Source organism: Ureibacillus sp. MALMAid1270 (assembly GCF_049202975.1).
Lineage (GTDB): Bacteria > Bacillota > Bacilli > Bacillales_A > Planococcaceae > Ureibacillus.
In genome coordinates this window covers 192,632-218,487 of the sequence record NZ_JBMIRP010000097.1, presented here as the reverse complement: position 1 = coordinate 218,487, position 25,856 = coordinate 192,632, and the positions used below count along the sequence as shown (strand labels likewise).

Sequence of the window (25,856 nt, the reverse complement as noted above, 5' to 3'; positions counted from 1 at the left end):
CTCCCGAAACTATAAACTTCATTTAGTTTATCATCAAAAGAAAGGGATGCATGATTATATGGTTTTTTTATTTAACAAATTATCCTCTTGTGCAGCTTCTTCAAATGGAGGGCGCTCCTCTACAATAAGTTGTTTGAAAAATTGTTTGATTTTCTTTTTTTCCAAGTTTTTTATTCACCTCCAATTTTCCCCTTATTGTTCCGCTGAATTTTCGAGTTATGTATAAAAATATAAGGTTGTTTGGATTTTGGAATTATGGCAATTAATAACCTAAAGTTAATGTAATCCATATCACCTACGTCAAAAAGCACAACTAAACTAGCACAAATTCTGAATTACTGCTAAAATCATATAGTTATCATAGTACGTGTATATAAAGGAGATTTACTAAGTCAATGAATATCGTCTTAACAACGCTTAATGCGAAATATATCCATACGAACATTGCGATTCGTTATTTAAAAGCGGCCGCGCTACCTGAATTTAACCCTACAATCGTTGAATATACGATCAAAGACCCAACGTTTAATATTGTGACGGACCTTTACCAACATAAACCAGATGTTGTAGGTTTTAGTTGTTATATTTGGAATATAGAAGAAACGATTCGTGTTGTAAAAATGCTTAAAACGGTTTCCCCACAAACAAAAATCGTATTAGGTGGACCAGAAGTATCGTATGATTCTAACTATTGGGTTCGTAGATTAGAAAATGAAGTGGATTTCATTATTATGGGAGAAGGCGAGGTTTCATTTAAGCAATTACTGAAGTATTTAAATGAAGAAATACCATTAGATGAAGTTCCAGGTGTTTGCTATTTAGAAGATGGCAATTTTAAAATTCATCCGCAACCATCGAAGGTTGACTTACGAGAATTACCAAGCCCGTATCGTTTTGAGGAGGATCTCCCTCACCTTGGAAAACGAATTCAATATATTGAAACAAGCCGTGGTTGCCCATTTAGTTGCCAATTCTGTCTTTCTTCTATTGAAGTAGGTGTTCGTTACTTTAATCGTGAGAAAATTAAAGAAGACATTCGCTATTTAATGAACAATGGAGCAAAAACAATTAAATTCGTTGACCGCACATTTAACATTAGTCGAAGCTATGCAATGGAGATGTTCCAATTCTTAATCGATGAACATAAGCCAGGTGTAGTTTTCCAATTTGAAATTACAGCTGATATTATGCGTCCAGAAGTAATTCAATTTTTAAATAACAATGCACCTAAAGGTTTATTCCGTTTTGAAATTGGAGTACAGTCAACAAACGATGAAACAAATGAACTAGTAAAACGCCGTCAAAACTTTGAAAAATTAAAACGTACGGTGACAATGGTTAAAGATGGTGGCAAAATTGACCAGCATTTAGATTTAATCGCAGGACTTCCTGAAGAGGATTATAATAGCTTCCGAAAAACATTCAATGATGTGTTTGCAATGCGCCCAGAAGAATTACAACTAGGATTCTTGAAATTACTTCGTGGAACTGGACTTCGTGTCGAAGCAGAAAAATATGGCTACACTTACCTGGATATTGCACCCTATGAAATCTTCTCGAATAATGTTTTAACATTCGATGAAATCATTCGTATAAAACAAGCTGAAGACGTGTTAGAAAAATATTGGAATGACCACCGAATGGACAACACGATTGAATATTTAGTAACAGAAGGATTTGAAACACCTTTTGACTTCTTCCAAAACTTCGGTACTTTCTGGGAAGAAAAAGGTTGGTCGAGAATTGGTCACCAATTAGAAGATCTATTCAACCGATTAGAAAAGTTTTTACTAACACAACCACATGTTAATCTATCAGTAGTTCGCAGTTTAATGAAGCTTGATTACCTATCGAAACAACAATTCCAACCGCGCAAATTATGGTTTGAAGAGCGTATTCAACAAGAGGAACAAAAACAAATCTACAGTATTTTAAAGGAATCACCAGAACTTGCTGGTACTGAGTTTGCTGAAATGAAACTGACTGAAAAGGAATTCTTTAAGTATTCCCTACTTGTCCCATTTGGCATTGACTATGAAGCATACAAAAATGGTGAGATCTTAGAACAAGATGGAATTTTACTAACACTGTTCCGCCCTGGTCAAATGCCATATTTTGCAACGTTAAAAGAAATTAAAACAACTTAATTCATTAAAGCAACAAGGAACTCCTTCAAACAGAGTTCCTTGTTTTTATTTGTAACGAGTATTTTAACCCATTCTCACAGAATAGTATTTGAATATAAAAATTTCGAACAATCTATTGAAACATATTGAATTGTTGAACCGTCATAGCTATTATAATTTTTATGATTCAAATAATATTATTCACTTTGGAGGTCTTTCAATGAAATTATCGCCGAAAGAAATGGAAATTGTTGAGATTTTAGAAAGCGATGCACGTATAGCCACAGATGTTTTAGCCAAAATGGTCGGCTTAACAGTAGAAGAAACCGAACAAACAATCAAAAAGTTGGAAGACAATAAAGTGATTGTACGATACATTTCCCTAGTCGATTGGACAAAGGTTGAAAATCATCCTGGTGTCCGTGCAATGATTGACGTGAAAGTTACACCAAAACGTGGTGTTGGTTTCAACGAAATCGCTGAACGTATTTATCGATTTGATGAGGTGAGTTCGGTTTATTTAATGTCTGGTACTTATGATTTATCAATTACTGTTGAAGGTAAATCATTAAATGAAGTGGCAAATTTTGTATCACAAAAATTATCTACATTAGATTCTGTTATTTCTACAACAACTCACTTTATCTTAAAGAAATATAAACATGATGGAATCATACTAGAAAATGAAACTAACAAAGATCAAAGAATTGTGGTGTCCCCTTAATGAAAACAACAAGAACTACTTATATTTCTAAAATCGCAACCGAATTAAAACCATCTGGTATTCGCCGATTCTTTGATTTGGCTGCTGGAATGGAAGATGTCATCTCTTTAGGTGTAGGTGAACCTGACTTTGTTACTCCTTGGCATATTCGAGAAGCTGCCATTAATTCTCTTGAACGTGGCATTACTTCTTATACACCAAACGCCGGGATCATCGAGTTACGTGAAGAGATTGCAAATTACATGAAGTCTACATTTGATGTGGAATATTGTCCAAAGAGCGAAATCATCGTCACAGTAGGTGCTAGTTCCGCAATTGACATGGCAATGAGAACCCTTTTAGATCCAGGTGATGAAGTCATCGTCGTTGAACCTTGCTTCGTATCCTATGTCCCAATGGTAGAATTAGCTGGAGGCGTAGCAGTTAAAGTCCAAGCTACGAAAGAACATGATTTTAAAATTCAAGCAAGTCAATTAGAAGGTGCCATTACACCAAAAACAAAAGCGATTATGCTCTGTTCACCAAACAACCCAACTGGGACAATGTTGAATAGAGAGGAATTACAAGCTATTGCGAATTTAGCTATTGAGCATGATTTACTCATTATTGCTGATGAAATTTATGCCGAGCTTTCTTATGATGAAGAATACACAAGTATGGCTGCAATGGATGGAATGAGAGAAAGAACAATCTTAGTTTCTGGATTCTCAAAAAGCTTCGCTATGACAGGATGGCGTCTTGGATTTGTTTGCTCTCCAGTAGAGATTTCAAGTGCCATGCTAAAGGTTCACCAATATTCATTACTTTGTGCATCAACAATGTCTCAATATGCTGCAGTTGAAGCTTTAAGAAATGGACGACCTGATATTGATGAGATGGTGAAAAGCTACCGTCGTCGCCGTAATTTCATCGTTCAATCCTTCAATGAAATCGGTTTGACATGTCACGAACCTGGAGGAGCGTTCTACGCCTTCCCTTCTATTGAGTCTACAGGGCTAAGCTCACAGGAATTTGCAGAACAATTATTAATGAAAGAAAGTGTTGCTGTTGTTCCAGGGGATGTATTCGGAGAAAGCGGTGAAGGATTTATCCGTTGTTCATACGCATCTTCACTAGAACAACTTCAAGAAGCTGTGAAGCGTATTAAACGATTTATTGATTCGTTATAAAATCAACAATAAAAACCGTCAGTGTTATTAAGACACTAGACGGTTTTTTTTACATAATTATTAATTTCCATTAGGTATTAAAGTAAATGTGCCTGTTGTAAAAGAATCTGCCGCTTTAGGAACAGCTTTATATGCTGGAGTTGGAGCAGGTATATATTCTTCTATTGAAGAAGCGGTTTCATTTGGTTTTATTATTTATTACATAATAATGAATCAATTTCGTATCAATCTGGAACCATGCCGCATTTTATAAGAGCCTCACATTCACAAACCCACAACATACTATAGTAAAAAGAATGGAGGTGTGCAGATGCACAATTCAAGAAAGTCTTGGGCTCCCATTGAAGTGGTATGATTAGTGATTGTTTTAATTGCACTAATTGCATTACTATTTGCACCAAATTCACTGTCACAGTTGTTCGACTTGACGATTAAAGAAGTGTACGACGTGGTAGTGCCGATTTTCTTAACAGGAACAGTTGGTATTGCTATTATTGTTAGTGTTATCTTGGGTAGAATTTTAGAGCGACTTGGTTTTACAGATGGATTGATTCGTCTTTTCGTACCTATTATGAAATGGATGCTCATTAATCCGACAGTTATAATTCCAAGTATTTATAATATTTTGGGTGACATCAATGCCGCTGGTAAAATCGCAGCACCAGTATTAGTTAAAGCCAATGCCACAAAAGATGAACAGAAAATTGCTGTTGCTACCATGATTCAATCACCACAATCCTTTGCAACCTTTGTATTAGGGTTACTTGCCCTTACTGCTGCGGGAATTAATTTATTCCCTATTATTATTCTTTCTATATTTGTACCTCTCATTGTCGTCCCATTCATTCTTTCAAAAACAATTTATCGTAATACAAGAAAAGTAGATTTACATGAACTTCCACGCTTCACTCCAAAAACGAAGCCACTTGAAACTTTATTTCAGTCAGCTAAAGAAGGAACAGAGCTTTTATTATTAGTGATCATCCCAGCAGTTGCCGCTGTGTTCTTTGTTATTGGGATTTTGAAATTTATCGGTGTGTGGGCATTCATTAATTCAGTATTAACGGTTACTTTAACTTATTTAAGTATTGATCCTGCATCAGGGATTGTTTCCATCCTTGCTGCTCCGACTCTTGCTGTTGCACAACTTGCCGAATATGCAAGTACAATTCCACCAGGGTTAGTTGTCGGTTCTTTTGTTATTGCCAATTCCGGATTACCACTTTCCGTCATTTTTGGCCAAATGCCTTTAACTTGGCGTGAATGCTCTAGTTTGAAAGAAAAAGATGTGATTGAAGCAGCATTAGTTGGTCTTGTCATTCGTTTCGCTACTGCATGGTTCTTAGGTTTTGTTGTCACTCCATTTTTGGTGGTGTAAGCGTTGTCAATTTTTATCGTGAAAGCAAGTAAAATTGTAACTGTATCAAATACCGGCACAATCGTGGATGGTGCCATGTTAATCCAAGATGGAAAGATTGCGGATCTTGGGCTAGCAGAAGAAATTAAAGTAAAATACGGTGATTCGATCCCTAGCGTAGATTATCAAGATTCTGTCATAACTCCAGGTCTTATTGATTGTCACACTCATTTACTAGAATTCGCCCCTTCTTCTCACTATCCCATAACAAAAGAAACGCAAATTCTTGCAGCGAAAGCAATTTTATTAAAATCTCTTGCTTCTGGAATTACAGCTCTTGGTGAACAAATTTGCGGTAGTCCCATGTTGTCTTGTGAAATCTCAACATTAAAACAATCTATAAGAGACTTTCCAATCGATTTTTCATTTGCAACGACTAGTATCTCAATTGGTTTAGAAACGCTACTACATTTTACTTCGGTTACAGGTTCACTTGCAGTGGCAAGAGAGCAATTAGTAGACCCTGAAATTGTTAAAGAAATTGCAAACCACAGTGAATTTGGCGGAGAGAATGTCTTTATTAATGCCACTCCTGCAAATTTCACAAAAGATCTTGTACCGAATGCTGGGGAGATTATTTACTCTCAAGAAGAACTCAATCGAATTGTTTCTATCTTTCATTCGATGAATAAAAAGATTGGTACCCATGTAGCTGGTAAAGAAGGAATAGACATGGCACTAAATGCCCAGTTTGATGTACTTCATCACGCACACGGAATAACAAAAGAACAAATGGAGCGGGTATCAACACAAGGTGTCAAAATTGTTGCTACACCACTTGGTGGAACTCATTTACCTCCAAATACGATTGATGAAGTGATCTACATGATTCATTTAGGAATTCCGGTTGCCATTTCAAGCGATGGATATTTACCACCACACGAAAACACGGTGTCCTTCCCAAAAGTGTTGGAAGGATTAATTGGTCCAGATTCATTAATGGCCATTGCCCATCCATATATGAAACAATTAATAGCATGTGGATATAACGAAAACAACACCCTTTCACTCATCACATCTACCCCAGCAAAAATACTTGAAAAAGATCACCTTTTTGGTAGTTTAGAGATTGGTAAAGATGCGAATTTCCTTGTGGCAGAAGGAGTTCCTGGGTTAGAAATTGTTGATATAGAAAAAATAAAAGCTGTCTATTTTCGTGGAGAAAAAATGATTCAACGAAGTTAATAAAACAACCCGTTTCTATTAGAAATTTTACTAACAGAAACGGGTTTTATTTATGAAATCAATGTTTCACTCTGTTTATTAATAGTTAATGCTGCCTTCAAATCATTTCCTGAAGGATTTTGGAAAATACGAAGCTCAAATTCAGGAGCTACGGCAAATAAATGATCAAAAATATCTGATTGAATCGTTTCATACTGAACCCAAACCGTTGTATTTGCAAATGCATAAATCTCTAAAGGCACTCCATTTTCAGTTGGTTCTAATTGTCGCACCATTAATGTCGATTCCTTATGAATTCCAGGATGATTTTTTAAGTAATTTTGTATATAGGCACGAAATACACCGATATTAGTAAGTGCTCTTCCATTGACTAAATTACTACGGTCAATCTGATTCTTCTTATTAAATTCCGCGATTTCCTTTTCTCGCTCCACAATATAATCCTTTAAGTAATGAATACTTTTACATTTTTCAATGAACTCTTCTGAACAAAACGAAATACTCGTTGTATCAATTAATAACGATCGTTTTAAACGACGTCCCCCGGAAGCTTGCATCCCTCTCCAGTTAATAAATGAGTCTGAGATTAGTGCGTAACTTGGAATCATCGTAATTGTACGATCAAAGTTTTGTACTTTTACTGTATTTAATGAAATGTCGATCACATCACCATTTGCACCAAACTTCGGCATTTCAATCCAGTCACCAACACGAACCATATCATTGCTACTTAATTGAACACCAGCGACAAATCCTAAAATAGAATCTTTAAAAATTAACATGAATACAGCCGAAAGTGCACCAATACCACTTAAAATAATTAATGGACTTTCTCCTATTAAATTGGCAACAATAACGATTGTTCCAACGATAAATAGAACAATCTTTGCAACCTGAACATATCCCTTAATCGGTCTTACTTTAGAGATTTCAAAATGTTGATAAATATCATTCACTGCACTAAGTAAACTATTAATGACACTAATGATTACAAGAATAAGATACAGAACTGCAAACTTTTCAATCATTGAAGCGTAAGCAGGAAACGATTGGCCAAAGTAATAAATAATCATCGCTGGAACTATGTGAGAAAGCTTATGGAAGACTTTTCGCTCTAACAGAACATTGTCCCATTTGTATTTATTATTATTGACGATATGAGTGATTAAGCGAATAACCACTTTTTTAGAAATAAAATTTGCAATTATACAAATGATCGCAATGGCTACAATCATAATTCCTAAAGCCAAATAATCAGCCCAAACATCATCAATGCCTGAATCCAGGAGGTATTTATGTATGAATTCCATCTTAGTTCCTCCATTTCTATGTAATTTTTATTTAGGGTAACACTTATGTATACATATTGAACGACAAAAACTATTATACTAATTGATATTTTCATATCAAAACAAAAAGAACTATTAATTTTTGGAAAACAAAAATAAAAAACCGTTTCCTCATGTTAAGTGATACCAACACCTAACGGAAACGGTTTTCTTTTTGAATCGCTTGTATTCTGTTTTTATTATAGTATAACTATATAATAGAAACAACCGGTAATTTTAGCCAGTGACAATATTAGAATGCTGCTGTCCAGGCGTTGACTAAATAATCAAGGCCGATTTTTTCATTTAAATTATTTATTTGCATTTTCTAGCCAAGTTAAGTAGAATTCCTCAACAGAAGCAAATCGCTCCAATCGTTTTTCACTTACCGCCTTCATTGCCACATTGTATAAGTCATCCCCAGCATCCCATTTTAAGAAGGAACGATCTAGTTCCGCACCAAACAATCCAAAGGCAATAGCCCCCATATTAAACACATTTGTTCGCTCATCAATTACTGCACCCAATTCAAATTCTTCAGGAGACATAAATCTTTTTGATCCCCACATTCTTCCCATTGTATTTATAAATGGTTTCTTTCTATATAAATCGATGTCGCAAATTTTAGTTTCATTGTTCTCAAAATCATAAAGAATACTTCCATCATAAAAGTCCACTGCTACATATCCTTTTTTCTCTGTATGTACATGAAATTCTAAAATACTTTGGAATGATTTTAGCCGTTCACTTAATGGTAATTGTTTATGACGAAAATAAGGCGATTCTGGGTGATTGTATTTTAATGGTGGTGGAAAAGACCAATGAGGATGTAGGTTTTCACCTTCAAACCATTCAAAAACTAAAGCATACCCCTTCCCTACTTGAAAATGATCGAGTAACTTCACTAAATAAGGATGAGATAAATCCTGATATACTGCCACACATTCCTTTAAGTTGTTAATCGCTTGTTCTGGTTCACCTTTAAAGTTCATTGTTTTTGCGCCGGCATATTTCACAAACTTTTTAATCCCATCCGCCTCTATTCCGAAACTAATATTTCCCGAATCTTGGTGTTGAAACACTTTAAATACATTTCCCATTTCATCTAACCAGTCAAAATTGTGGTGCTCTTTTAATTGAAAGTAAACTTTTCCGACAAGTAACTCTGATCCATTATTCATTGAAAACCTCCATATTTATTATTCGTGAATAATAATTTTAAAGCGGAAACTCAAACTTTCTTAATATTTCTACAATATGAACAAAATTCCTTTATTCATTAATAAAATTTCTATTTTCACTTTTTCTACTATCACAAACAGTGAACTAACCTAGCATTTAATTCCTTATAAATACTGATAGATACAGAATTGGAAGCCTTTTCAAAAATTTCTCTCTCATTTCACGGTGTTTTTTAAAATGCAAGTAAATACCTCACAGTTCCCAAAAAAATTATGTCTTTTTTTCAAACTATAAGTGACTAAATTATGAATTAAACACTATTGTCACAGTGAAAACGTTTTTAAAATGAAATTATTCTATTAAAATGAATTTAATGATTATAAGAGATCATTATGTAATAGATTTTTGGTACGTATTTAGGAAAGGAGTATCTTTATGAAAATGAAATGGGCATTGTTAGCCTCATTAACTGCACTTGCAGCAATTCTTGCAGGCTGTGAACCACTGTTAGTTTTAGATCCAAAAGGTCCACAAGCAGCAAGGCAAGCCAGTGACATTATGTTATCAATTTTCATTATGTCAGGAATTGTAATTGCTGTTCTAGTAATTTTAGTAGTTATTCTATTTAAATATCGCGCGTCAAAACAACCTGCCGATTACGAACCACCTCATATTGAGGGTAATATTTGGGTCGAAGCAATTTGTGTAGGTATTCCAGTAATAATTGTAGCATTCCTATCATTTGTCTCAGTTAAAAGTAACTATATAGTGGAATCTGCTCCAGTAGGTTATGAGGATCAAGAACCTTTAGTTGTTTATGCATCATCTTCTGATTGGAAATGGCACTTTAGTTATCCTGAAGAAGGAATTGAAACAGTGAACTACTTATATATACCAACTGATCGACCACTTGAATTTAAACTTTACTCTTATGGTCCAATTACAAGCTTCTGGATTCCACAACTTGGTGGACAAAAATACGCAATGGCCGACATGGTCACAACTTTACATTTAGCTGCAGATGAGCCTGGTGAATATTGGGGTCGAAACGCAAACTTTAGTGGTAAAGGTTTCGCAGAAAATACATTTAATGTAACTGCGATGTCACAAAAAGATTTCGATGAGTGGGTTGAGGAAGTTCATGAAACTGCCGATCCAATCACGGAAGAAGAATTTAACAAACTATTAGAACCTGGTCATTTAGGTCAAATGACATTCACAGGTACACATTTAGATTTTAGTCCAGCTCCAGAACATAATCACGATTCTGAAGCAGACGAAACAGAAACAGAAACAGAAACAAATCAAGATGATCATTCTTCACATGAAGAGTCAAAACACAGCGGTCATTAATTTATATAAAAAAACTAGATTCATAGACTAATCTTTGATCTAGAAAGGAGCAACTAGGATGGAATTCTTTGAACGATTTGCCATACCTCATCCAAGTCCAATGATTTACGCATCAATGGTTGCGATTGCATTAGTATCAATCGGAATCGTAGTTGGGATCACATATTTTAAAAAATGGGGTTATTTATGGCGTGAATGGTTTACAACTGTAGACCATAAGAAAATCGGGATTATGTATTTAATCTCTGCCCTACTAATGCTTTTCCGTGGTGGCGCAGACGCAATATTAATGCGTGCACAATTATCTGCACCTGAGATGAAATTGTTAGACGCACAACATTATAATGAAATCTTTACAACTCACGGGGTTGTTATGATTATCTTCATGGCGATGCCATTTATCTTTGCCTTCATGAACTTAATAGTACCTTTACAAATTGGGGCTCGTGACGTAGCGTTCCCTCGATTAAACGCACTTAGCTTCTGGTTATTCTTTGCTGGTGCTATGTTATTTAATATTTCATTCGTAGTTGGTGGTTCTCCTGATGCAGGATGGACATCATACTTCCCTCTAGCAGGTAACGATTTTAGTACATCTGTTGGTACGAACTATTACATGTTAGCAATCCAAATTTCTGGTATTGGATCTTTAATGACAGGGATTAACATGATGACAACAATCTTAAAAATGCGGGCACCTGGCATGACACTGATGAAAATGCCAATGTTTACTTGGTCAGCATTTATTGCTAACGTAATTATCGTATTCGCATTCCCTGTATTAACAGTTGCTCTATTAATGGGTACAACTGACCGTTTATTTGGCACAAACTTCTTTACTACTACTAATGGTGGTATGGATATGCTTTGGGCGAACTTCTTCTGGGTATGGGGACATCCTGAAGTTTACATTTTAATATTGCCTGCATTCGGTCTTTACAGTGAAATTATCTCAACGTTCTCTGGACGTAACTTATACGGTTATAAATCAATGGTATGGTCTATGGTGTTAATTTCCCTACTTTCATTCTTAGTATGGACTCACCACTTCTTTACAATGGGTCAAGGAGCTCTTACAAACAGTATCTTCTCTATTACAACAATGGCGATTGCTGTTCCAACAGGGGTTAAGATCTTTAACTGGTTATTTACAATGTGGAAAGGGAAAATCCGCTTTACTGTTCCAATGCTTTACTCAGTAGGATTTATTCCACTATTCACAATTGGTGGGGTTACTGGAGTAATGCTTGCTATGTCTGCTGCGGACTACCAATACCATAATACAATGTTCTTAGTAGCTCACTTCCACAATACAATTATTCCTGGTGTTGTATTTGCGATGTTAGCTGGATTAACTTATTACTGGCCAAAATTCTTTGGCTTCATGCTAAATGAAAAAATCGGTAAATCTACTTTCTGGTTACTAACTGTAGGTTTCGTTCTTGCCTTCTTCCCTATGTATATTACTGGTTTAGACGGTCAAGCACGTCGTATGTACACTTACTCAGAAGCAACTGGTTTTGGTCCATTAAACATGATGTCATTTGTCGGTGCTGGTTTAATGGCGATTGGATTCTTAACAATCGTTTATAACGTATACTATAGTTTCAAAAACTCACCACGTGACATTGGTAGTGACCCATGGGATGCACGTTCTTTAGAATGGGCAACTCACACTCCAGTGCCTGAATATAACTTTGCAAGACTTCCACAAGTTGCTTCAAGTGAAGCATTCTGGGATTCTAAGAAAAAAGGTCACAAATTATTTACTGGTGAAATTAAAGATATTCACATGCCAAACAATAGCGGCGTTCCATTCATAATGGGGATTATCTTCTTTGTTGCCGGATTCTCATTCATCTTTGCTTTATGGGTTCCAGCAGTAATTTCATTAATCGGTATCTTTGTATGTATGACTTTACGTTCATTTGAAAAAGATCATGGACGCCATATTCACGTAAAAGAAATTAACGAAATTGAATCGCAATACGAGGAGGTGCAAGGTAGTGAAACTCGATCACACAAAGCCACTAGAGTATAGTACAGATCAAAATCAGTTAAATATTCTAGGATTTTGGATTTTCCTTGGTGCCGAAATTATGTTATTCGCTACCCTCTTCACAGCTTACTTCACGTTAGAAGGTCGCACAGGTAGCGGTCCAACACCTGGAGAAATCTTTGAAATTACACCTGTTTTAATAGAAACATTTGTTTTATTAACAAGTAGTTTTACAATTGGATTAGGGATTCATGCTATGAGACTTGGTCGCAAAAATGCGATGTTAACTTTCTTTGGTATTACCCTATTACTCGGCTTAGGATTCTTAGGTACAGAAATCTTTGAATTCATGACTTACTATCATGAAGGTGCAACTTATCAAACAAGTGCATTTACCGCAGCTCTTATGACAACATTAGGCACACATGGTGCCCACGTAACGTTAGGTTTGTTCTGGGGAACATTCATCATCCTTCAAGTTAAAAAACGTGGTTTAACACCTGAAAATGCAAATAAGTCATTCATCTTCTCTCTTTACTGGCATTTCTTAGATGTTGTTTGGATCTTTATCTTCAGCTTCATCTATCTGAAAGGAATGATGATGTAATATGAAAGAATTATTTCCCGCTAAACAGGTAATGGGCTTTGTCTTTTCTTTAGTTCTTACAGTTGTCGCAATGCTAGTTTACTTTACAAACATGTCATTTTCTGTTGGAATGATCGTTCTACTAGTTACAGCATTTGCTCAAGCCTTATTACAACTTGTAGTATTTATGCATGCTGGTGAAACAAAAGATGGTCTGTCTATTTACACAACAATTTTCTATGGTGCGATCATCGCCCTCGTTACTGTATTTGGTACATTATTAATCCTTCTATGGGATATGTAATATAAAAAGCTTGAGACTTGTTCTCAAGCTTTTTTCATATTTGTATTTTTTTCTCTTTCATCAACATGTTTTAGTATGTTCATAAATAGTCCAAGAATTAATACGTAAAAGCCACCTTTAACTAATTCAATACCAAACCAAATGGAAACGCTACCAAAAAAGCTTAAACCGATCAGAAGAAATCCTAGTGCAAATAGTGTTATAGAAAAAATTTTAAAAAATTTCACCATCATTTCACTCCTTTTATTCAATAATATTCTGTTTCGCGCATTAAGTTCACAAGTTAGTCACAATTTGTTAATAAAATTGTAACATATACCCTTTCGAAATAAAATATTTATCTTCAATTTCATTACTAATTTGGATTAATAGATTTGTTAATGGTGAAAACTGTACTCAAATGCTAAAATAAAGAAGTTGCTTTCATGAGGTATACAAATGATGATGGGATTCAATCATGGTAATAATAAGGATTGAATGAGATTTAGGAGGATTAAAAAGTGAATTTACATTTATCTGAAGTAATTATTGAACGTTGCGATAAAGAAACGGAAGATGTTATATCTTCTGAGCAATTGGAATTCTTAAGCACACCTTTACAACATGTAAAAAAACATCCAAATGAATTTATCTATATCGAGTCCCCTACTTTTGACCAGATTAAAGTAGATGCAATCTCGATTGAATTGGATGACGTTTTTCAAACCTATACTGCCCTACTAGGACTTCGCATGCAGAAAAAATATACAGCAGCGATTAAAAACTATTTTAACGAGAATTTAATAGGTGAGAATAAATATTTTAGTGCAAGTTTCTCTGGCGACGAAGGAATTTGGGACTTAAATATTCCATTAGATTATATTCAAGGATTCAGCGAAGAAATGACAATTGGCGATGCGCTTTCACTTACTTACGAATTTGTTAGGACATTAGTTAAGGATATTGAACAGCAATAGCCATAAAAAAGGATGAAATTATTGTACAACTTAGAAAAGAAGTCTACTTATATTTACACCTATGTTCATCAAGTAGAAGAATTTGATTTATGTCGTATGGAAATGCGAGCATTATTTGGTTTTGATACAGAGTTGAATTATTTATGGAGCGATACTGATGTAAATCCTGATCGTAGTCCATTTATACAAGACCGTATTGAAATCTTATTTGAGGGAGACACAGTAGCGGACATAAAAGAAGCCGTGAAAGTCTTGAATCTCGAACAGTCAACCTATAAAGTGATCTGTTTAAATAAAATGGGTTTAGGTGAAACAAAAAAAATCCCTCATCCAGAAAGAAGATCAATTGAACGTGAGATTGGTTTATGTATAGAAGGCGAACCTGAACTGGATCATCCAGATGTAGTTTTCGGTTTAATATCTCTCGAAAATCGTTGGTATTTTGGTCATTATGTAAGAAGTGAATCGATTTGGCGTAAACATGTACATAAACCAAAAAGTTATTCGACAGCGCTTAATACTAGATTAGCTAGGGCTATTAGTAACATTGCCATTCCAAAAATCGAAAATGTTCGAGCAATTGACCCGTGCTGTGGTATTGGAACCGTGTTAATTGAGGCACTTTCAATGGGAATAAACATTGTAGGAAGAGATATCAGTCCTTTCGTTTGTATCGGTGCCAGAGAAAATATTGCGTACTTTGAACTTGATGGAGTCGTTACAAAAGGACCTATATCTGAAGTACAAGAACATTACGATGTAGCCATTATTGACTTACCTTATAATATATACTCTCATATTTCAAAGGAACAAGAGTATGAGATTATCTATCATGCAAGACGAATTGCAGACAGGGTATTATTTGTATCCATTGACCCAATTGAGCACTTTTTAGAAAAAGTTGGTTTTACAATCATTGACCGCTGCGAAGCGAAAAAACAACAATTTGTTCGCCACATTCTGTTATGTGAATAAAATCTGTGCAGTAGTACCGCGCAAGAGTAAAAAATAAAACCCGAACCATTTCCTAAATAATTGGTTCGGGTTAATATTTGCCTACTTTTGATAGTAGTCTAGAATACTACTCAATTTCAACAATTGAGTGAGATCCCCTTTTGCTTTAATTTTCCCAAAAAAGAAAGCCGTTTGAGGATTAAGTTCGCCTTTAACTAGTTTCTCAAAGTTTTCGCTCGTAATTTGTACGAGACAAGCTCCTCTTTTTGCCTCATCTAGTAGTACAGCCTGATTACCTAAAAACTCCACAGAATATGTTTCCCCTAAATCCGTAAATTCAAATTGAATGATATTTTCATAGCCTTTTAAGCCATTACCATCTGCTTCAATTTTATGAAGCAATTCTTTAACTGCTGCTACACTCATAAAATATCCCCTTTTTTTCCATTTTCCCATCTCTAATTACAATAATAACAATTTATTCTTACTTTTCAACCATAATTTCTACCTCACGTAAGAATATGATAATTTCAATGTTTCATTGTTTTTCTAAGGATAATGTTTTTATCCCGGTATAATTGTTCTCCTTGCTCCCCTCTATTGAGGAAAGTATCAACTAACTTTTCAAAAATATTATGCTTATCTTCCTACAGAGAGAGATGATTTAAATATATACCAATTTTTTGCAAATTATTAGCCACTATTTCTTCACATAACTATGTTAAATGTTTAGGTAATGTACAAAATCTAGCATATTAATAGTTTTCAATAGAAAAGTAAGGTGATGATAATTATATGATTTTTGAAAGTAAAACCTGAAAACGATGGCTGTTCATCAAAATTATCTTTTTTGTATTTTTCCTTCTACTACTATCATTGCTTACCTGTTATGTACTAGACTGTTACGGATTAATGAAATTACATATTATCTGTTATTCCCCTTCCGGATTGGGAGTTATTAGGTACGATAGATGCATTCCCTAATGCGTATAATTGGACACAAAAATTAGTCTCCCTTCCGATTTACCCAACACTGCATGATGACTAAGTTAAATTAATTATTAAAACGATAAAAAATATATTGTAATTACTATGCATAATTGGTAGAATCTGCTCATATATAGTTGAGTAGCTTAGAAGAATTCTGTCCTAAGTAAGCCACTTATAGAGGCAGATTTTTTGTGAAAGGGAGAATAACATGATCGTAAAACAAAGATATTTATCTAAAGATGACGTTGTTTTTTGTAAAGAATCAGATTCTTCATCCGTTGTTTTAACAAAATTAAATGAATCGGGCTATCGATGCATCCCTATACTAAGTGATTCTAATGATCGATTTATAGGAAACGCCTATAAAGTTTCAATTTTAGAACACCAATTAGAACATGGAGAAGATGTACCTATCTCCCTACTTGCTTTAGACCAAGATGGCTATATCAACGAAGAGGACTCATTTTACAAAGTATTTTTCTCAATTAAACGTCTTCCATACTTAGCTGTGCTAAATGAGGATGGGGATTTTAAAGGTATTTTAACGCACTCGAAAATTTTTGAAATTCTAGAACAAGCTTGGGGCTACAATACTGGAAGCTGTGCACTAACACTAGCATTCCCTGAAACAGATGGCATCCTCGCAAAAACATTAACAGAAATTAAGAAAAGACATCCAATCCATTGTGTACTTTCACTTGATGACGATGATTGGTATTTAAGAAGAGTTATTGTCACTTTAAGTAAAGGTGCGACAAGCAAAACAGTAAAAGAAATTGAAACACTACTTCATAAAATCGGTGCAAGAATCATTGATGTTGAAGTGTTTGATAAAGAAAACTTCTAAAGAAACATGACCACTCAAAAATCGAGTGGTCATGTTTATGCTTTATTCCATATCGTTTTTATAAATTTTACGATCGTTTAATGGTTGAATTGGACGATTCGTATTAGCATAAAGTTCTGCATAAACTTCAATTTGCTGAGAAGACATTTGAACTGGTTCCTCCATTAATAACCATGTTACACCTTCAGCACAGGGTGGTGTTGTTAAGGAACCACTATATAAATAAACATCTTTCTCTTTTGGTATTACCTCTAATAAATCAATTGACTGACTTAACTCAATTGGTTCTGTTGTTTCCTCATATGGTAGTAAAGACCACATTTCGGCCAATTCAGTATTTACTTGTCCTTCTTTAATAAACAGTCCAACAACTGCAATTTTACCATTTTCCGCTTGATGAACTAAATGTCCTTCCATGTTAAATGTTTTTCCATTTAATTGGTGCTCACTTGGTAAGTGAAAATGAATTTGTTTCAGTATATACTCTTCTCCATCTACCATTAAAGAATTTTTACCAGAAGTATCCTTTACTTCAATTGTGTGTCCTGTATTTTCTAGTAAAAATTTTGTTGGAGAATAATTCAATTCAAGCTCAAACGTTTTATCTTCCCAAATACTCTCACGTTGAATATTAATAGGAGATTGTTCGTAGCCACCTTCACATGAATAATATGTTTGGTCAATACTCACCCATTCTTTCGGACCATTTTCTTCATAAGTCCAGTTAACCTGTTGATGAGTTTCTTCAGGTTCGTTGTGTGTTTCTTCTGTCTCTGTTGGAACAGTACTCAATGAAAAATAAACAATAATTGCAACCACGATTTGTACAGATAATAAAATTAAATAATATTTTGTCCTACTCAACATTAGTTCCTCCTTTGCTGTAAAATCATGCTGTTATTACTAAATTAACCGAATAATTCGTTTCTTAACGAAGGACATTCGATTAAAACACTAAAAAATACCTTCCCAAATATTGAGAAGGCAAAATAAGGAGGGATAAAACAAATTATGAGAGCTTTAACACTTTTGAATAAGTATTCCTTATACTTTACTCACAAGATTAAAGGATGTTTTGTTAATTCGTCTTAAACATTTGGATATCAATTTAATAATCGAAACTATTTACTGAAATCAAATTATTATTTATTTATATATGCAGCTAATAGAGAAAATATTAAAAAGCACCTATTCTTTTTTTATAAGAATAAGTGCAATAAATTTAATAAGAAATTATGAATGCAAATAAAATAATCCTCCGTTAATAATTTCTACTTTAATTCTCGGATTGAATCGTTCTTCTAGTGCTTTTTTTTCAATTTCGTAGCACTCTGGTTTTTCTTCTACCCCTTCATAAAAGTAGTCTAATACTTCTTGTTCTCTTTCCCATCTTCTATTCGCTTCATGTGCCCATGAATGGTCATCATTTTGTACAATTGATTGGATCATTTCATCTAATCTTTCTAATCCACGGTGGGGCTTAATAATATATTGTAAACAAAATGCATTCTCTGGTGGCTGATTCACTAATGGGAGATTAATAATGGAATCATGGAATTGATCCTCAATATCTCCATTTATTAAATTGATACCTAACGAATACAATTTTTCTTTTGTTTGATCACAGTAATATGAAATTTTATAATTCACACAAAGATACGGTTTTAATACTGGACGATTTTCAGCTTGATTGACTTGAACTTGTTCATACATTTGAACAAATGATCCAAGTTCCTTCGTCGCTTTAAAAATTTGATTTAACCTTCTTGAACCAAAATGAATCATTTCGCCCATGAAAGGATTGTCTATTTTTGTTCGATCTGTAATTAATGTTAATCTAGCAGGGTTTGGTTCACTACCTGTCATTTCAATATACTGCCAATAAAATGGACGATTCATTATTCTTTTATCGACATCAATGGTTAATTGAACCGTCATCATATAACCTTCATCGTATTCTATTTCACAATTCGTCTCACCGAAGAACGTTCTTAAGTAGTCATGAACTTGTGTTGCGAACATGAAGATTTACTCCTTTCATATTTTAGATAAGGATACTTTTATATTAAGTCGCTAGAATATCATCTAAATCTCCTACAACTTTTTCAAAGACATCGATTTTATCGCCTAATAAGTCTAATATTTTTTGTTCTATCGTATCTTCAATCGCTAGATTATATATATGAACATCTTCTTGTTGGCCGAGACGATGTACACGTCCAATTCTTTGTTCGATTTTCATCGGATTCCACGGTAAATCATAGTTAATGACGTGATGGCAAAATTGAAGGTTGATTCCCTCACCGCCCGATTCTGTAGCAATTAACACTTGATCTCTTTCTCTAAATAGCTGCTTCACCCAATCTCGTTTACTCTTACTAAACTTTCCGTTAAATAGAACACTCGATATACCTTTTGTATTTAAATACCATTGCAAGTAGTTTTGAGTTGCACGGTATTCTGTAAAAATAAGTACTTTATCTTTGGCTTGTTCAATAATTTCAAACACTTTTTCTGCTTTCGAATTAATTTCGAGCTTCACTAATTCATTAATAATACTTTCAATATAATCGATTTCTTCTTTTGTAATACACTTCTCAATCATTTTATTCAGCGTTAAAAATGTTGCTTCTTTACTACTACACATTTCCTTTAATAATGTCACCATCGTAAAGGAGCTTCCAAAAACGGAAGACACATTTTTCAAATCATAAATCATGTCGTAAACTTTACGTTCCTCTTTTGTAAATGTAACCGGGATTGTTTTAACTTTTCGACTTGTCCATTCAATACCCGTTTCAGCTCTTCGATTGCGCACCATAACTTGATTGACGAGCTCTTTCAAATACTTTTCTTCTTTTAAACTGTGTTTTGTGGCAGAAAATGAAGTTTGGAATGTTTCAAAATTCCCTAAGTGACCTGGTTTTAATAATGAAACGAGATAGAAAATTTCAAATACATCATTCTGAATAGGTGTTGCAGTAAGTAATAAACAAAATTTCTTTTTTAAACTTTGAACAAATTCATAAATTTGCGTTTTACTATTTTTTAATTTGTGTGCTTCATCAATTATAATCATGTCATAATCTTGTTCATAAATTTTTTCACGATGAGGACTTTTCTTCGCGGTATCCATACTCATAATCACTACATCATAATGATCTAATGGGGTATTCTTTTTATATGGAATTGCTGGGATGTAAAATCGAATGTTTAATTCTGTCACCCATTGGTTTTGTAATGAAGCGGGTACTAATATAAGTGCTTTTTTCACTAACCCTCGAATCATATATTCTTTCATAATGAGCCCAGCTTCTATCGTTTTTCCAAGCCCTACTTCATCAGCTAAAATTGCTTTCCCATTCATTTTTTCAATAACAGTTTGAGCAGCTTCCACTTGATGTGGTAATAGCTGAAGATGTGGTAAAAATTTTGGTGCTTGTAGACCAGAAAACTCTGGAATCAAATTCATCTTTTCTATTTCATAACTCATTTTATATAATGACCAACTATCCCAAGGGCCATTTTCATCAATTCGCTTATTAAAATCTTCTCTCCAATTGGACGACCTTTCGATAATCACTTTCGTCACCTCACAATTTTTCTATCTTATCATGTCCAAAATAGAGAAACATATGTTCACAAAATATATCTAAGTTTTGTTTTCAGGGTATTATTTCATCGAGTAATAAAAATCTTCTATATTTCTATTAAAATGTTGTAATTTATTTTTAAAATCTAGTAAAATTTCTGAGTGATTATGAATACACTATATAGAATGGTAATAATGTGGTAAGATTTTACTTACATTAACTAGAAAATTCCAGTACGATCCAATTACAAAGGGGGTAAATTTATGCCAACAAAAAGAGAATTGTTAGAAGAAATTTTGAGAAAAATGGATAGTATTGAACAATCACAAAGTGAAATGAATACGTCTATTCGAGAATTACAGTCATCACAATTTTCGATGAAGCAATCTATTCACGTATTAGAATCATTAGGAAATCGTTCAATTGAATCTAATCTTAACTTACAATTGGCTGAAAACGGATTAGAATCACCATCTTCAGATACACAAAATAAAAACTATATTAACGAATTATTTGCCCTTTTCCAAGCTACACAAAATTCTATTAGTTTATCCATCACAGAATTACATTCCGAACTTAATCGTATTAAGTCTACTCTTTCCAACCTAGAAAATAAGGAAAAATTAAATACGGATAAACTTACTGATCTAATATCAAAATCTAGTACAAAAATTGAAGATACAAAATCTTCTATTTCAAATTTACAAATAACAGTAAATCAGGTGAAAAACAATATTCATGGACTTCACACATCTCATAGTGTTGTAAAGGACAAGTTAGAAGAATTAAATATTTCACAAAATATATTGAAATCTAGTTTAGAGGAATTGAAACCTTCACAAAATATTGCAGAGAACCAACCTGAGGAAACAAGTTCGACTGAAGATATTGTTATTAAACTTGAAGAAATGATTAATTCCCATAACAGCTTAAAGAACCAGCTTGATGAAATGAACATTTCGCAAGTAGAATTAAAAACAGCATTCAACGAACTTCCAAAAAATCTAAATTCACAAACTGCTCCAATAGATATGCAGATAGTCGACAAAATGAAAACATCCCTAGAGCATTTACAAAACACAGTTGGTGAGATTAAAAATTCGATCTTCGAATTACAAGCTGCGCAGAGTATATCGAATGTAACTGTTAATGAAGTTCAGTCCACTCAAAATAACTTGCAAAATGCAATTGCTGAATTACAAGTTTCAAATATCGAATTAAATAATGCGGTTTATGAAGTTACCTCATCTCAAACTAACCTTAGAGAGACTATTGCAGAGTGGAAAGTTACTGAGGAACAACAAAGAAAATCATTTGAAGCGACTCAAACGGATTTACAACCAATAACAAGTCAAATCGAGAAATGTAGTAACCGTATAAACATTCTAAAAAATTATGTTGATCATATCCATGATGATATTGAAAAACTATTTGAAGAAATTAACACAATTAAAGGACATTCGATTAAAAACTCTACTTTACTTACGCCTTTAAATCATATTGTTCCTAAGATCTTACAAATTGAAACGGATATGAATGTACTAAAAAAACAATTAGAATCGAATTCCTTTCATGCTACTCAAGAAATGATTAGAAAATTCAATTCTGTAAAACTATAATAAATAGGCTCTCTATAAGTCATCTTTATGGAGAGCCTCTTTTTATTTATTAAATTGAGTAAAACTTATGGTAATGTAATTAGAGATTTTAATTGACCCCTTGTTCCGCCACTCTTTTAACACGCTCTACAAACTGAACAACCACTTTGTCTGAAGCAAATTTAAGCATCAATTTAATAAACCATTTGTTTGGCTTGTTCGTTGTTTCATATTTAAAATATGTTTTATTCTCATCTGTTTTTTTCAAATCATACGCTGCGGTAATATCAAACATATTTGCAAGGTTAAATGTGATTTTCAATCTCTTTTCATCAGATGTATTTTTATATTCGAGCACCTTTACATCATATTCCATAACCCTTTTACCTTCACGGTAACTTTGTCGATAGATTGTACCAACTTTGTCTTCCGTTTCATGTATCAGTTTATTGTCAACTACTTGAGGCATGATCTTTTGCATGTCTTCTAAATCGCCATCAAAAAACTTCCATACCTCTTCAATCGGTGCATTAATTTCAATATCCTTTGTCCACGTTTTCACAAACATATCCCCCATCACAAAGTCTTATATTCATCATAATAGTAGATGTAAAAATTATCTAGAACGATGTTTTTAAGAAGATAATATTTTTAAGTCTCTACTTCCCTTTAAGCAAAGTGTGCGTTTGCCGATATCAATAGTCAACAATTACATAAAATAATAAGTGAAATAGGAACGAGAGGTGGTAAACAACATGACGAATAAAGATCAACATTCGGATCATCATGGTACCGGTGCGAAATTTATCGTAGCTGGTGGGTTTATTTCCTCACTTGGTGAATTTATTCAAGCAATAGGTGGCTCACTTATAGCGATTGAAAAAATGAGAGATAATAAGAAAATAGAAAAGGAATTTGATAAAAAAATTCATGAATTAGAAAAACAAATCCAATTCTTACAAAAAGAAATGAAGAAAATGCAAAGAGATGATCATAAAAAATAGTAAAAACAATACGGATTGTTGTTAATGATCATTTCTTTGATTTTGTATTTAAGTATGTAAAACAACGAATTATTTTTTACATAACTTACTCGAAATCCCCAAATATTCATCTTTGTCAAAAAATAAAAAAGGTATTTGAACAATATGTGAATTGTTTCACTAGCTATTCCCATTTCATGTTTTTAGGTGTACAATGGTCTCAAGTTGATATATAACACAATATAAAACAAAAGCGCATTTTGTGAACGTGTTATACAACATTGAACAAAAACAATATTATTTAATAATAAAAAATAAAAAAACATAAACAATTAGGGGGAATCCATCATGAAATGGGTACTAACAGTATTTGAAAAAGAAACAATTCACATGTTCGAATTTGAAACAAAAGAAGAAGCAACTGCAGCATTAGAAAAATCAAATTATCCAGCGGTTATTACTTTCACTAACTTATCTTTAGCAGCTTAAAAATAAAAATGTGGAGACATATACAAACGTGTCTCCACATTTTTTATTTACTGTAACAAAATACATAATAAATCCTCTTTAATCTATCCTTATTAAAGTTGAAAATATAATCGACTGATAGCAATAAATAAAGCGATTAGTAATAGGATTACATTAAGCGGGATCATATAAAATTCTTTTCTACTATGATGGAAAATTGCTGCAAATACCATAATTACGGCTAATCCAAGAGCTGCAATTGGTGCGATAAATGGCGACATTCTTAAACCAATAGGTAGCAACAATCCCATTGCCCCTACTATTTCGACATAACCTAGGAATATGACCATTCTCTTTGGTACATCACTTACCCAATCCATTCTCTCCTTTGCCTTATTATATTCAAAGGCTTTCAATACCCCAGCCATCACAAATATTAACCCTAAACCAAGTTGAACTATTAATAACAAAACATCCATTCAACTTTCCCCCATTTTTGTTCTTAAGCTATCATATTCAAGAAGCCTATTATTGGGGAATCGTCTAAAAACTGTATTGGTTCTATTTACATATGATCTAGATTAAAAAAACGCATGGAACTTGTCCATGCGCGGATTACTTATTATATAGATGATCCCTTCACTTCTTCAATAAATTGTATAAAATTATTTACTTTTTCGTCTAGGAATTTGATTGTCGCTTCATCAATTAATTGTCCTGTTTCAGTAACGTTTTTTCATATAGTTTGCAAGCTGCAGGTTGAATGATTCTTTTCGTAAACTTCCGACTAAAGCAACAATTTTCACAACAATAATCCTCCTATGCCTTTGATTAAATGAATACAACATAAAAATTAGTAACAATATCGGAATTTGTCAAATTTATCCTTTATTTGAAGTGTTATTGCAAAGTTGTATCAATCGCCTCCATGTTATATGTGCAATAATATAATTACCCTTAAAAAAATGGATGAAGCATGAAAATACCTACTCTTTTAATAAAATTTCGTGTAATCGTTATCAGTTTGAACAATATGTGAATTATTTCACTTTCTATTTAAATTTCCCTCTTTTGGATGTACAATAACAATAGTTATATAACACGACGTATTAACTCAATAATATTTAAGGAGTTGTTATATAACAAAAAAATAAGTTTGAGAGGAGTTCCTTCAATGTGGGTTGTGACTGTTTTCGAAGAAAATTCGATTCGAATTTTTGAATTTGCTGATAAAAGTGAAGCTTCAATGTTAATGGAAAGCTACAATGGTTCTGCAATCTTATCCTTTACAAACTAAGCAATTTTACATGTGGGTTTTCCAAAATTAACTTAACTGATTTAACAGTTCGTACTGTTTTGACGATAGAATACAAATTAAATATCGTGGATTAATTAATGTGGGTTGTCACTGTTTTTGATCAAGATACCTTTCGAATTTTTGAAATTAATGAGCAAGAGGAAGCAGCAAAAGTATTAGAAATCTATAAAGAATCTGCTATTTTATCTTTTACTATGTAGTCTAATTTGGAGTGTCGAATCGTCGATACTCTTTTTTTCTTGTCAAATTTTCTTCATATTTTCGTCATTTACCTCTTAAAGAAAATGGCTGTTTTTACTTCTTTCTACACCATTTTTCTACATTTCACCTATTTTTTGTAAATTATCTAATAGTAAAAATACAAATATTACTAATTGAAGAACGTAATTGTGACAAATTTGTGAATTTCGTATTTTCATCCACAATCCGACAAATTTTTTAAATTTTCTATTATACAATGGGAGAGCTTTAGTAAATTTAATAGATTCAAATCTATCAAATGAACACAATAATAGACGGAGGAAGGACAGTATGAAAGACTTTATATTTAGAAAGGTATTAAAAGTAGCGATAGAAATGAAACGAAAAGATATGTATAGAAAGGCACAAGACTTAGGATTCACACACCCAGAAACTGTTACATGTAGTCAAGAGTTAGATGCTTTACTAAATGTTTACGCTCATAAAGTGGCATAAAATAATATACGAATCTTGGAGTTAATTCTATCGATACATTACATATAGAATATTCGATTCCACCCGGTAAGTTAGATTAT

General features: G+C 33.4%; 28 protein-coding genes. 19 read left to right on the top strand and 9 right to left on the bottom strand.

What is annotated here, in order from left to right:
• Nucleotides 1-395 precede the first annotated feature (395 nt).
• The 6 genes from ACOQFO_RS16525 to ACOQFO_RS16500 all read left to right on the top strand — a co-directional run bounded on the left by ACOQFO_RS16525 (nucleotide 396) and on the right by ACOQFO_RS16500 (nucleotide 6,621).
• Nucleotides 396-2,147 carry a B12-binding domain-containing radical SAM protein gene (locus tag ACOQFO_RS16525; protein ID WP_421690777.1) on the top strand — a complete coding sequence of 584 codons (1,752 nt, stop codon included), beginning with the start codon at nucleotides 396-398 and terminating at the stop codon, nucleotides 2,145-2,147.
• A 199-nt stretch (nucleotides 2,148-2,346) separates the two neighbouring features.
• On the top strand, nucleotides 2,347-2,850 hold the full coding sequence (locus ACOQFO_RS16520; RefSeq protein WP_421690776.1) for an Lrp/AsnC family transcriptional regulator: 504 nt from the start codon (nucleotides 2,347-2,349) through the stop codon (nucleotides 2,848-2,850).
• On the top strand, nucleotides 2,850-4,019 hold the full coding sequence (locus tag ACOQFO_RS16515; protein WP_421690775.1) for an aminotransferase: 1,170 nt from the start codon (nucleotides 2,850-2,852) through the stop codon (nucleotides 4,017-4,019). The genes ACOQFO_RS16520 and ACOQFO_RS16515 overlap by 1 nt, the downstream gene beginning before the upstream one ends.
• Nucleotides 4,020-4,107: 88 nt before the next feature.
• Entirely contained in the window at nucleotides 4,108-4,272 is a 165-nt protein-coding gene (locus tag ACOQFO_RS16510) for a hypothetical protein (RefSeq protein ID WP_421690774.1), read from the top strand.
• 105 nt (nucleotides 4,273-4,377) lie between these two features.
• Nucleotides 4,378-5,397: a hypothetical protein gene (locus ACOQFO_RS16505; RefSeq protein ID WP_421690773.1), complete on the top strand. Its 1,020-nt coding sequence runs from the start codon at nucleotides 4,378-4,380 to the stop codon at nucleotides 5,395-5,397.
• A 3-nt stretch (nucleotides 5,398-5,400) separates the two neighbouring features.
• Entirely contained in the window at nucleotides 5,401-6,621 is a 1,221-nt protein-coding gene (locus tag ACOQFO_RS16500) for an amidohydrolase family protein (protein ID WP_421690772.1), read from the top strand.
• A 50-nt stretch (nucleotides 6,622-6,671) separates the two neighbouring features.
• On the opposite strand, the gene ACOQFO_RS16495 is transcribed toward ACOQFO_RS16500, so the two are convergent.
• Together ACOQFO_RS16495 and ACOQFO_RS16490 are read right to left on the bottom strand one after the other, a co-directional pair.
• Complete coding sequence (locus ACOQFO_RS16495) at nucleotides 6,672-7,931, bottom strand: mechanosensitive ion channel family protein (RefSeq protein ID WP_421690771.1); 1,260 nt, start codon at nucleotides 7,929-7,931, stop codon at nucleotides 6,672-6,674.
• 329 nt (nucleotides 7,932-8,260) lie between these two features.
• Complete coding sequence (locus ACOQFO_RS16490; RefSeq protein WP_421690770.1) at nucleotides 8,261-9,130, bottom strand: protein kinase domain-containing protein; 870 nt, start codon at nucleotides 9,128-9,130, stop codon at nucleotides 8,261-8,263.
• Between the two features lie 436 nt (nucleotides 9,131-9,566).
• Here ACOQFO_RS16490 and qoxA point away from each other — a divergent pair, with 436 nt between their 5' ends.
• The 4 genes from qoxA to qoxD are packed head-to-tail and all read left to right on the top strand — an operon-like array spanning nucleotide 9,567 to nucleotide 13,373.
• Nucleotides 9,567-10,484, top strand: coding sequence for a cytochrome aa3 quinol oxidase subunit II (gene qoxA / locus ACOQFO_RS16485; protein WP_421690769.1), 918 nt, complete (start codon nucleotides 9,567-9,569; stop codon nucleotides 10,482-10,484).
• A gap of 58 nt (nucleotides 10,485-10,542) precedes the next feature.
• Nucleotides 10,543-12,525, top strand: coding sequence for a cytochrome aa3 quinol oxidase subunit I (gene qoxB / locus ACOQFO_RS16480; RefSeq protein WP_421690768.1), 1,983 nt, complete (start codon nucleotides 10,543-10,545; stop codon nucleotides 12,523-12,525).
• A complete protein-coding gene (gene qoxC, locus ACOQFO_RS16475; RefSeq protein WP_421690767.1) occupies nucleotides 12,491-13,090 on the top strand; it encodes a cytochrome aa3 quinol oxidase subunit III in 600 nt (199 codons plus the stop codon). Before qoxB ends, qoxC begins: the two co-directional genes overlap by 35 nt.
• A gap of 1 nt (nucleotide 13,091) precedes the next feature.
• The gene (gene qoxD, locus ACOQFO_RS16470) at nucleotides 13,092-13,373 is read left to right on the top strand and encodes a cytochrome aa3 quinol oxidase subunit IV (protein ID WP_421690766.1); all 282 of its coding nucleotides are present in this window, start codon (nucleotides 13,092-13,094) and stop codon (nucleotides 13,371-13,373) included.
• 23 nt (nucleotides 13,374-13,396) lie between these two features.
• Here qoxD and ACOQFO_RS16465 read toward each other — a convergent pair whose 3' ends face one another.
• The gene (locus ACOQFO_RS16465) at nucleotides 13,397-13,603 is read right to left on the bottom strand and encodes a hypothetical protein (RefSeq protein ID WP_421690765.1); all 207 of its coding nucleotides are present in this window, start codon (nucleotides 13,601-13,603) and stop codon (nucleotides 13,397-13,399) included.
• 270 nt (nucleotides 13,604-13,873) lie between these two features.
• Between ACOQFO_RS16465 and ACOQFO_RS16460 the strand changes: the two genes are divergently transcribed.
• Both ACOQFO_RS16460 and ACOQFO_RS16455 read left to right on the top strand, forming a co-directional pair.
• Entirely contained in the window at nucleotides 13,874-14,329 is a 456-nt protein-coding gene (locus ACOQFO_RS16460) for a hypothetical protein (RefSeq protein WP_421690764.1), read from the top strand.
• 21 nt (nucleotides 14,330-14,350) lie between these two features.
• The gene (locus ACOQFO_RS16455; RefSeq protein WP_421690763.1) at nucleotides 14,351-15,304 is read left to right on the top strand and encodes a TRM11 family SAM-dependent methyltransferase; all 954 of its coding nucleotides are present in this window, start codon (nucleotides 14,351-14,353) and stop codon (nucleotides 15,302-15,304) included.
• Between the two features lie 81 nt (nucleotides 15,305-15,385).
• On the opposite strand, the gene ACOQFO_RS16450 is transcribed toward ACOQFO_RS16455, so the two are convergent.
• Nucleotides 15,386-15,709, bottom strand: coding sequence for an SCP2 sterol-binding domain-containing protein (locus tag ACOQFO_RS16450; protein ID WP_421690762.1), 324 nt, complete (start codon nucleotides 15,707-15,709; stop codon nucleotides 15,386-15,388).
• A gap of 772 nt (nucleotides 15,710-16,481) precedes the next feature.
• Here ACOQFO_RS16450 and cbpA point away from each other — a divergent pair.
• Nucleotides 16,482-17,120 (top strand): cyclic di-AMP binding protein CbpA, encoded by a 639-nt coding sequence (gene cbpA, locus ACOQFO_RS16445; RefSeq protein ID WP_421690761.1) that lies wholly within the window; start codon nucleotides 16,482-16,484, stop codon nucleotides 17,118-17,120.
• 42 nt (nucleotides 17,121-17,162) lie between these two features.
• On the opposite strand, the gene ACOQFO_RS16440 is transcribed toward cbpA, so the two are convergent.
• From ACOQFO_RS16440 to ACOQFO_RS16430, 3 genes are all read right to left on the bottom strand, one after another.
• Nucleotides 17,163-17,984, bottom strand: coding sequence for a carbonic anhydrase (locus tag ACOQFO_RS16440; RefSeq protein ID WP_421690760.1), 822 nt, complete (start codon nucleotides 17,982-17,984; stop codon nucleotides 17,163-17,165).
• 369 nt (nucleotides 17,985-18,353) lie between these two features.
• Complete coding sequence (locus ACOQFO_RS16435) at nucleotides 18,354-19,142, bottom strand: YqhG family protein (protein ID WP_421690759.1); 789 nt, start codon at nucleotides 19,140-19,142, stop codon at nucleotides 18,354-18,356.
• A gap of 43 nt (nucleotides 19,143-19,185) precedes the next feature.
• Entirely contained in the window at nucleotides 19,186-20,703 is a 1,518-nt protein-coding gene (locus ACOQFO_RS16430) for a DEAD/DEAH box helicase (protein WP_421690758.1), read from the bottom strand.
• Nucleotides 20,704-20,976: 273 nt separating this feature from the next.
• On the opposite strand from ACOQFO_RS16430, the gene ACOQFO_RS16425 reads away from it, so the two are divergent.
• Complete coding sequence (locus ACOQFO_RS16425) at nucleotides 20,977-22,332, top strand: hypothetical protein (protein WP_421690757.1); 1,356 nt, start codon at nucleotides 20,977-20,979, stop codon at nucleotides 22,330-22,332.
• A gap of 88 nt (nucleotides 22,333-22,420) precedes the next feature.
• On the opposite strand, the gene ACOQFO_RS16420 is transcribed toward ACOQFO_RS16425, so the two are convergent.
• Entirely contained in the window at nucleotides 22,421-22,873 is a 453-nt protein-coding gene (locus ACOQFO_RS16420; RefSeq protein WP_421690756.1) for an SRPBCC family protein, read from the bottom strand.
• A 193-nt stretch (nucleotides 22,874-23,066) separates the two neighbouring features.
• On the opposite strand from ACOQFO_RS16420, the gene ACOQFO_RS16415 reads away from it, so the two are divergent.
• Together ACOQFO_RS16415 and ACOQFO_RS16410 are read left to right on the top strand one after the other, a co-directional pair.
• Nucleotides 23,067-23,315, top strand: a complete 249-nt coding sequence (locus tag ACOQFO_RS16415) for a hypothetical protein (protein ID WP_421690755.1) — start codon at nucleotides 23,067-23,069, stop codon at nucleotides 23,313-23,315.
• 327 nt (nucleotides 23,316-23,642) lie between these two features.
• Nucleotides 23,643-23,783, top strand: coding sequence for a hypothetical protein (locus tag ACOQFO_RS16410; RefSeq protein WP_421690754.1), 141 nt, complete (start codon nucleotides 23,643-23,645; stop codon nucleotides 23,781-23,783).
• A gap of 92 nt (nucleotides 23,784-23,875) precedes the next feature.
• On the opposite strand, the gene ACOQFO_RS16405 is transcribed toward ACOQFO_RS16410, so the two are convergent.
• The gene (locus ACOQFO_RS16405; protein WP_421690753.1) at nucleotides 23,876-24,241 is read right to left on the bottom strand and encodes a DoxX family protein; all 366 of its coding nucleotides are present in this window, start codon (nucleotides 24,239-24,241) and stop codon (nucleotides 23,876-23,878) included.
• Nucleotides 24,242-24,936: 695 nt separating this feature from the next.
• Between ACOQFO_RS16405 and ACOQFO_RS16400 the strand changes: the two genes are divergently transcribed.
• The 3 genes from ACOQFO_RS16400 to ACOQFO_RS16390 all read left to right on the top strand — a co-directional run bounded on the left by ACOQFO_RS16400 (nucleotide 24,937) and on the right by ACOQFO_RS16390 (nucleotide 25,776).
• Complete coding sequence (locus tag ACOQFO_RS16400; RefSeq protein ID WP_421690752.1) at nucleotides 24,937-25,059, top strand: hypothetical protein; 123 nt, start codon at nucleotides 24,937-24,939, stop codon at nucleotides 25,057-25,059.
• A 98-nt stretch (nucleotides 25,060-25,157) separates the two neighbouring features.
• The gene (locus ACOQFO_RS16395; RefSeq protein ID WP_421690751.1) at nucleotides 25,158-25,280 is read left to right on the top strand and encodes a hypothetical protein; all 123 of its coding nucleotides are present in this window, start codon (nucleotides 25,158-25,160) and stop codon (nucleotides 25,278-25,280) included.
• A gap of 331 nt (nucleotides 25,281-25,611) precedes the next feature.
• On the top strand, nucleotides 25,612-25,776 hold the full coding sequence (locus ACOQFO_RS16390) for an aspartyl-phosphate phosphatase Spo0E family protein (protein ID WP_421690750.1): 165 nt from the start codon (nucleotides 25,612-25,614) through the stop codon (nucleotides 25,774-25,776).
• Nucleotides 25,777-25,856: the final 80 nt, after the last annotated feature.

Coding starts and splice junctions, on each gene's coding strand:
- ACOQFO_RS16395 (WP_421690751.1), top strand. CDS start 25,158: ATGTGGGTTGTCACTGTTTTTGATCAAGATACCTTTCGAATTTTTGAA.
- ACOQFO_RS16515 (WP_421690775.1), top strand. CDS start 2,850: ATGAAAACAACAAGAACTACTTATATTTCTAAAATCGCAACCGAATTA.
- ACOQFO_RS16450 (WP_421690762.1), bottom strand. CDS start 15,709: ATGAGTGTAGCAGCAGTTAAAGAATTGCTTCATAAAATTGAAGCAGAT.
- ACOQFO_RS16465 (WP_421690765.1), bottom strand. CDS start 13,603: ATGGTGAAATTTTTTAAAATTTTTTCTATAACACTATTTGCACTAGGA.
- ACOQFO_RS16410 (WP_421690754.1), top strand. CDS start 23,643: ATGAAATGGGTACTAACAGTATTTGAAAAAGAAACAATTCACATGTTC.
- ACOQFO_RS16435 (WP_421690759.1), bottom strand. CDS start 19,142: ATGTTCGCAACACAAGTTCATGACTACTTAAGAACGTTCTTCGGTGAG.
- ACOQFO_RS16520 (WP_421690776.1), top strand. CDS start 2,347: ATGAAATTATCGCCGAAAGAAATGGAAATTGTTGAGATTTTAGAAAGC.
- ACOQFO_RS16495 (WP_421690771.1), bottom strand. CDS start 7,931: ATGGAATTCATACATAAATACCTCCTGGATTCAGGCATTGATGATGTT.
- qoxA (WP_421690769.1), top strand. CDS start 9,567: ATGAAAATGAAATGGGCATTGTTAGCCTCATTAACTGCACTTGCAGCA.
- ACOQFO_RS16405 (WP_421690753.1), bottom strand. CDS start 24,241: ATGGATGTTTTGTTATTAATAGTTCAACTTGGTTTAGGGTTAATATTT.
- ACOQFO_RS16525 (WP_421690777.1), top strand. CDS start 396: ATGAATATCGTCTTAACAACGCTTAATGCGAAATATATCCATACGAAC.
- ACOQFO_RS16425 (WP_421690757.1), top strand. CDS start 20,977: ATGCCAACAAAAAGAGAATTGTTAGAAGAAATTTTGAGAAAAATGGAT.
- qoxD (WP_421690766.1), top strand. CDS start 13,092: ATGAAAGAATTATTTCCCGCTAAACAGGTAATGGGCTTTGTCTTTTCT.
- qoxB (WP_421690768.1), top strand. CDS start 10,543: ATGGAATTCTTTGAACGATTTGCCATACCTCATCCAAGTCCAATGATT.
- ACOQFO_RS16400 (WP_421690752.1), top strand. CDS start 24,937: ATGTGGGTTGTGACTGTTTTCGAAGAAAATTCGATTCGAATTTTTGAA.
- cbpA (WP_421690761.1), top strand. CDS start 16,482: ATGATCGTAAAACAAAGATATTTATCTAAAGATGACGTTGTTTTTTGT.
- ACOQFO_RS16490 (WP_421690770.1), bottom strand. CDS start 9,130: ATGAATAATGGATCAGAGTTACTTGTCGGAAAAGTTTACTTTCAATTA.
- ACOQFO_RS16390 (WP_421690750.1), top strand. CDS start 25,612: ATGAAAGACTTTATATTTAGAAAGGTATTAAAAGTAGCGATAGAAATG.
- ACOQFO_RS16415 (WP_421690755.1), top strand. CDS start 23,067: ATGACGAATAAAGATCAACATTCGGATCATCATGGTACCGGTGCGAAA.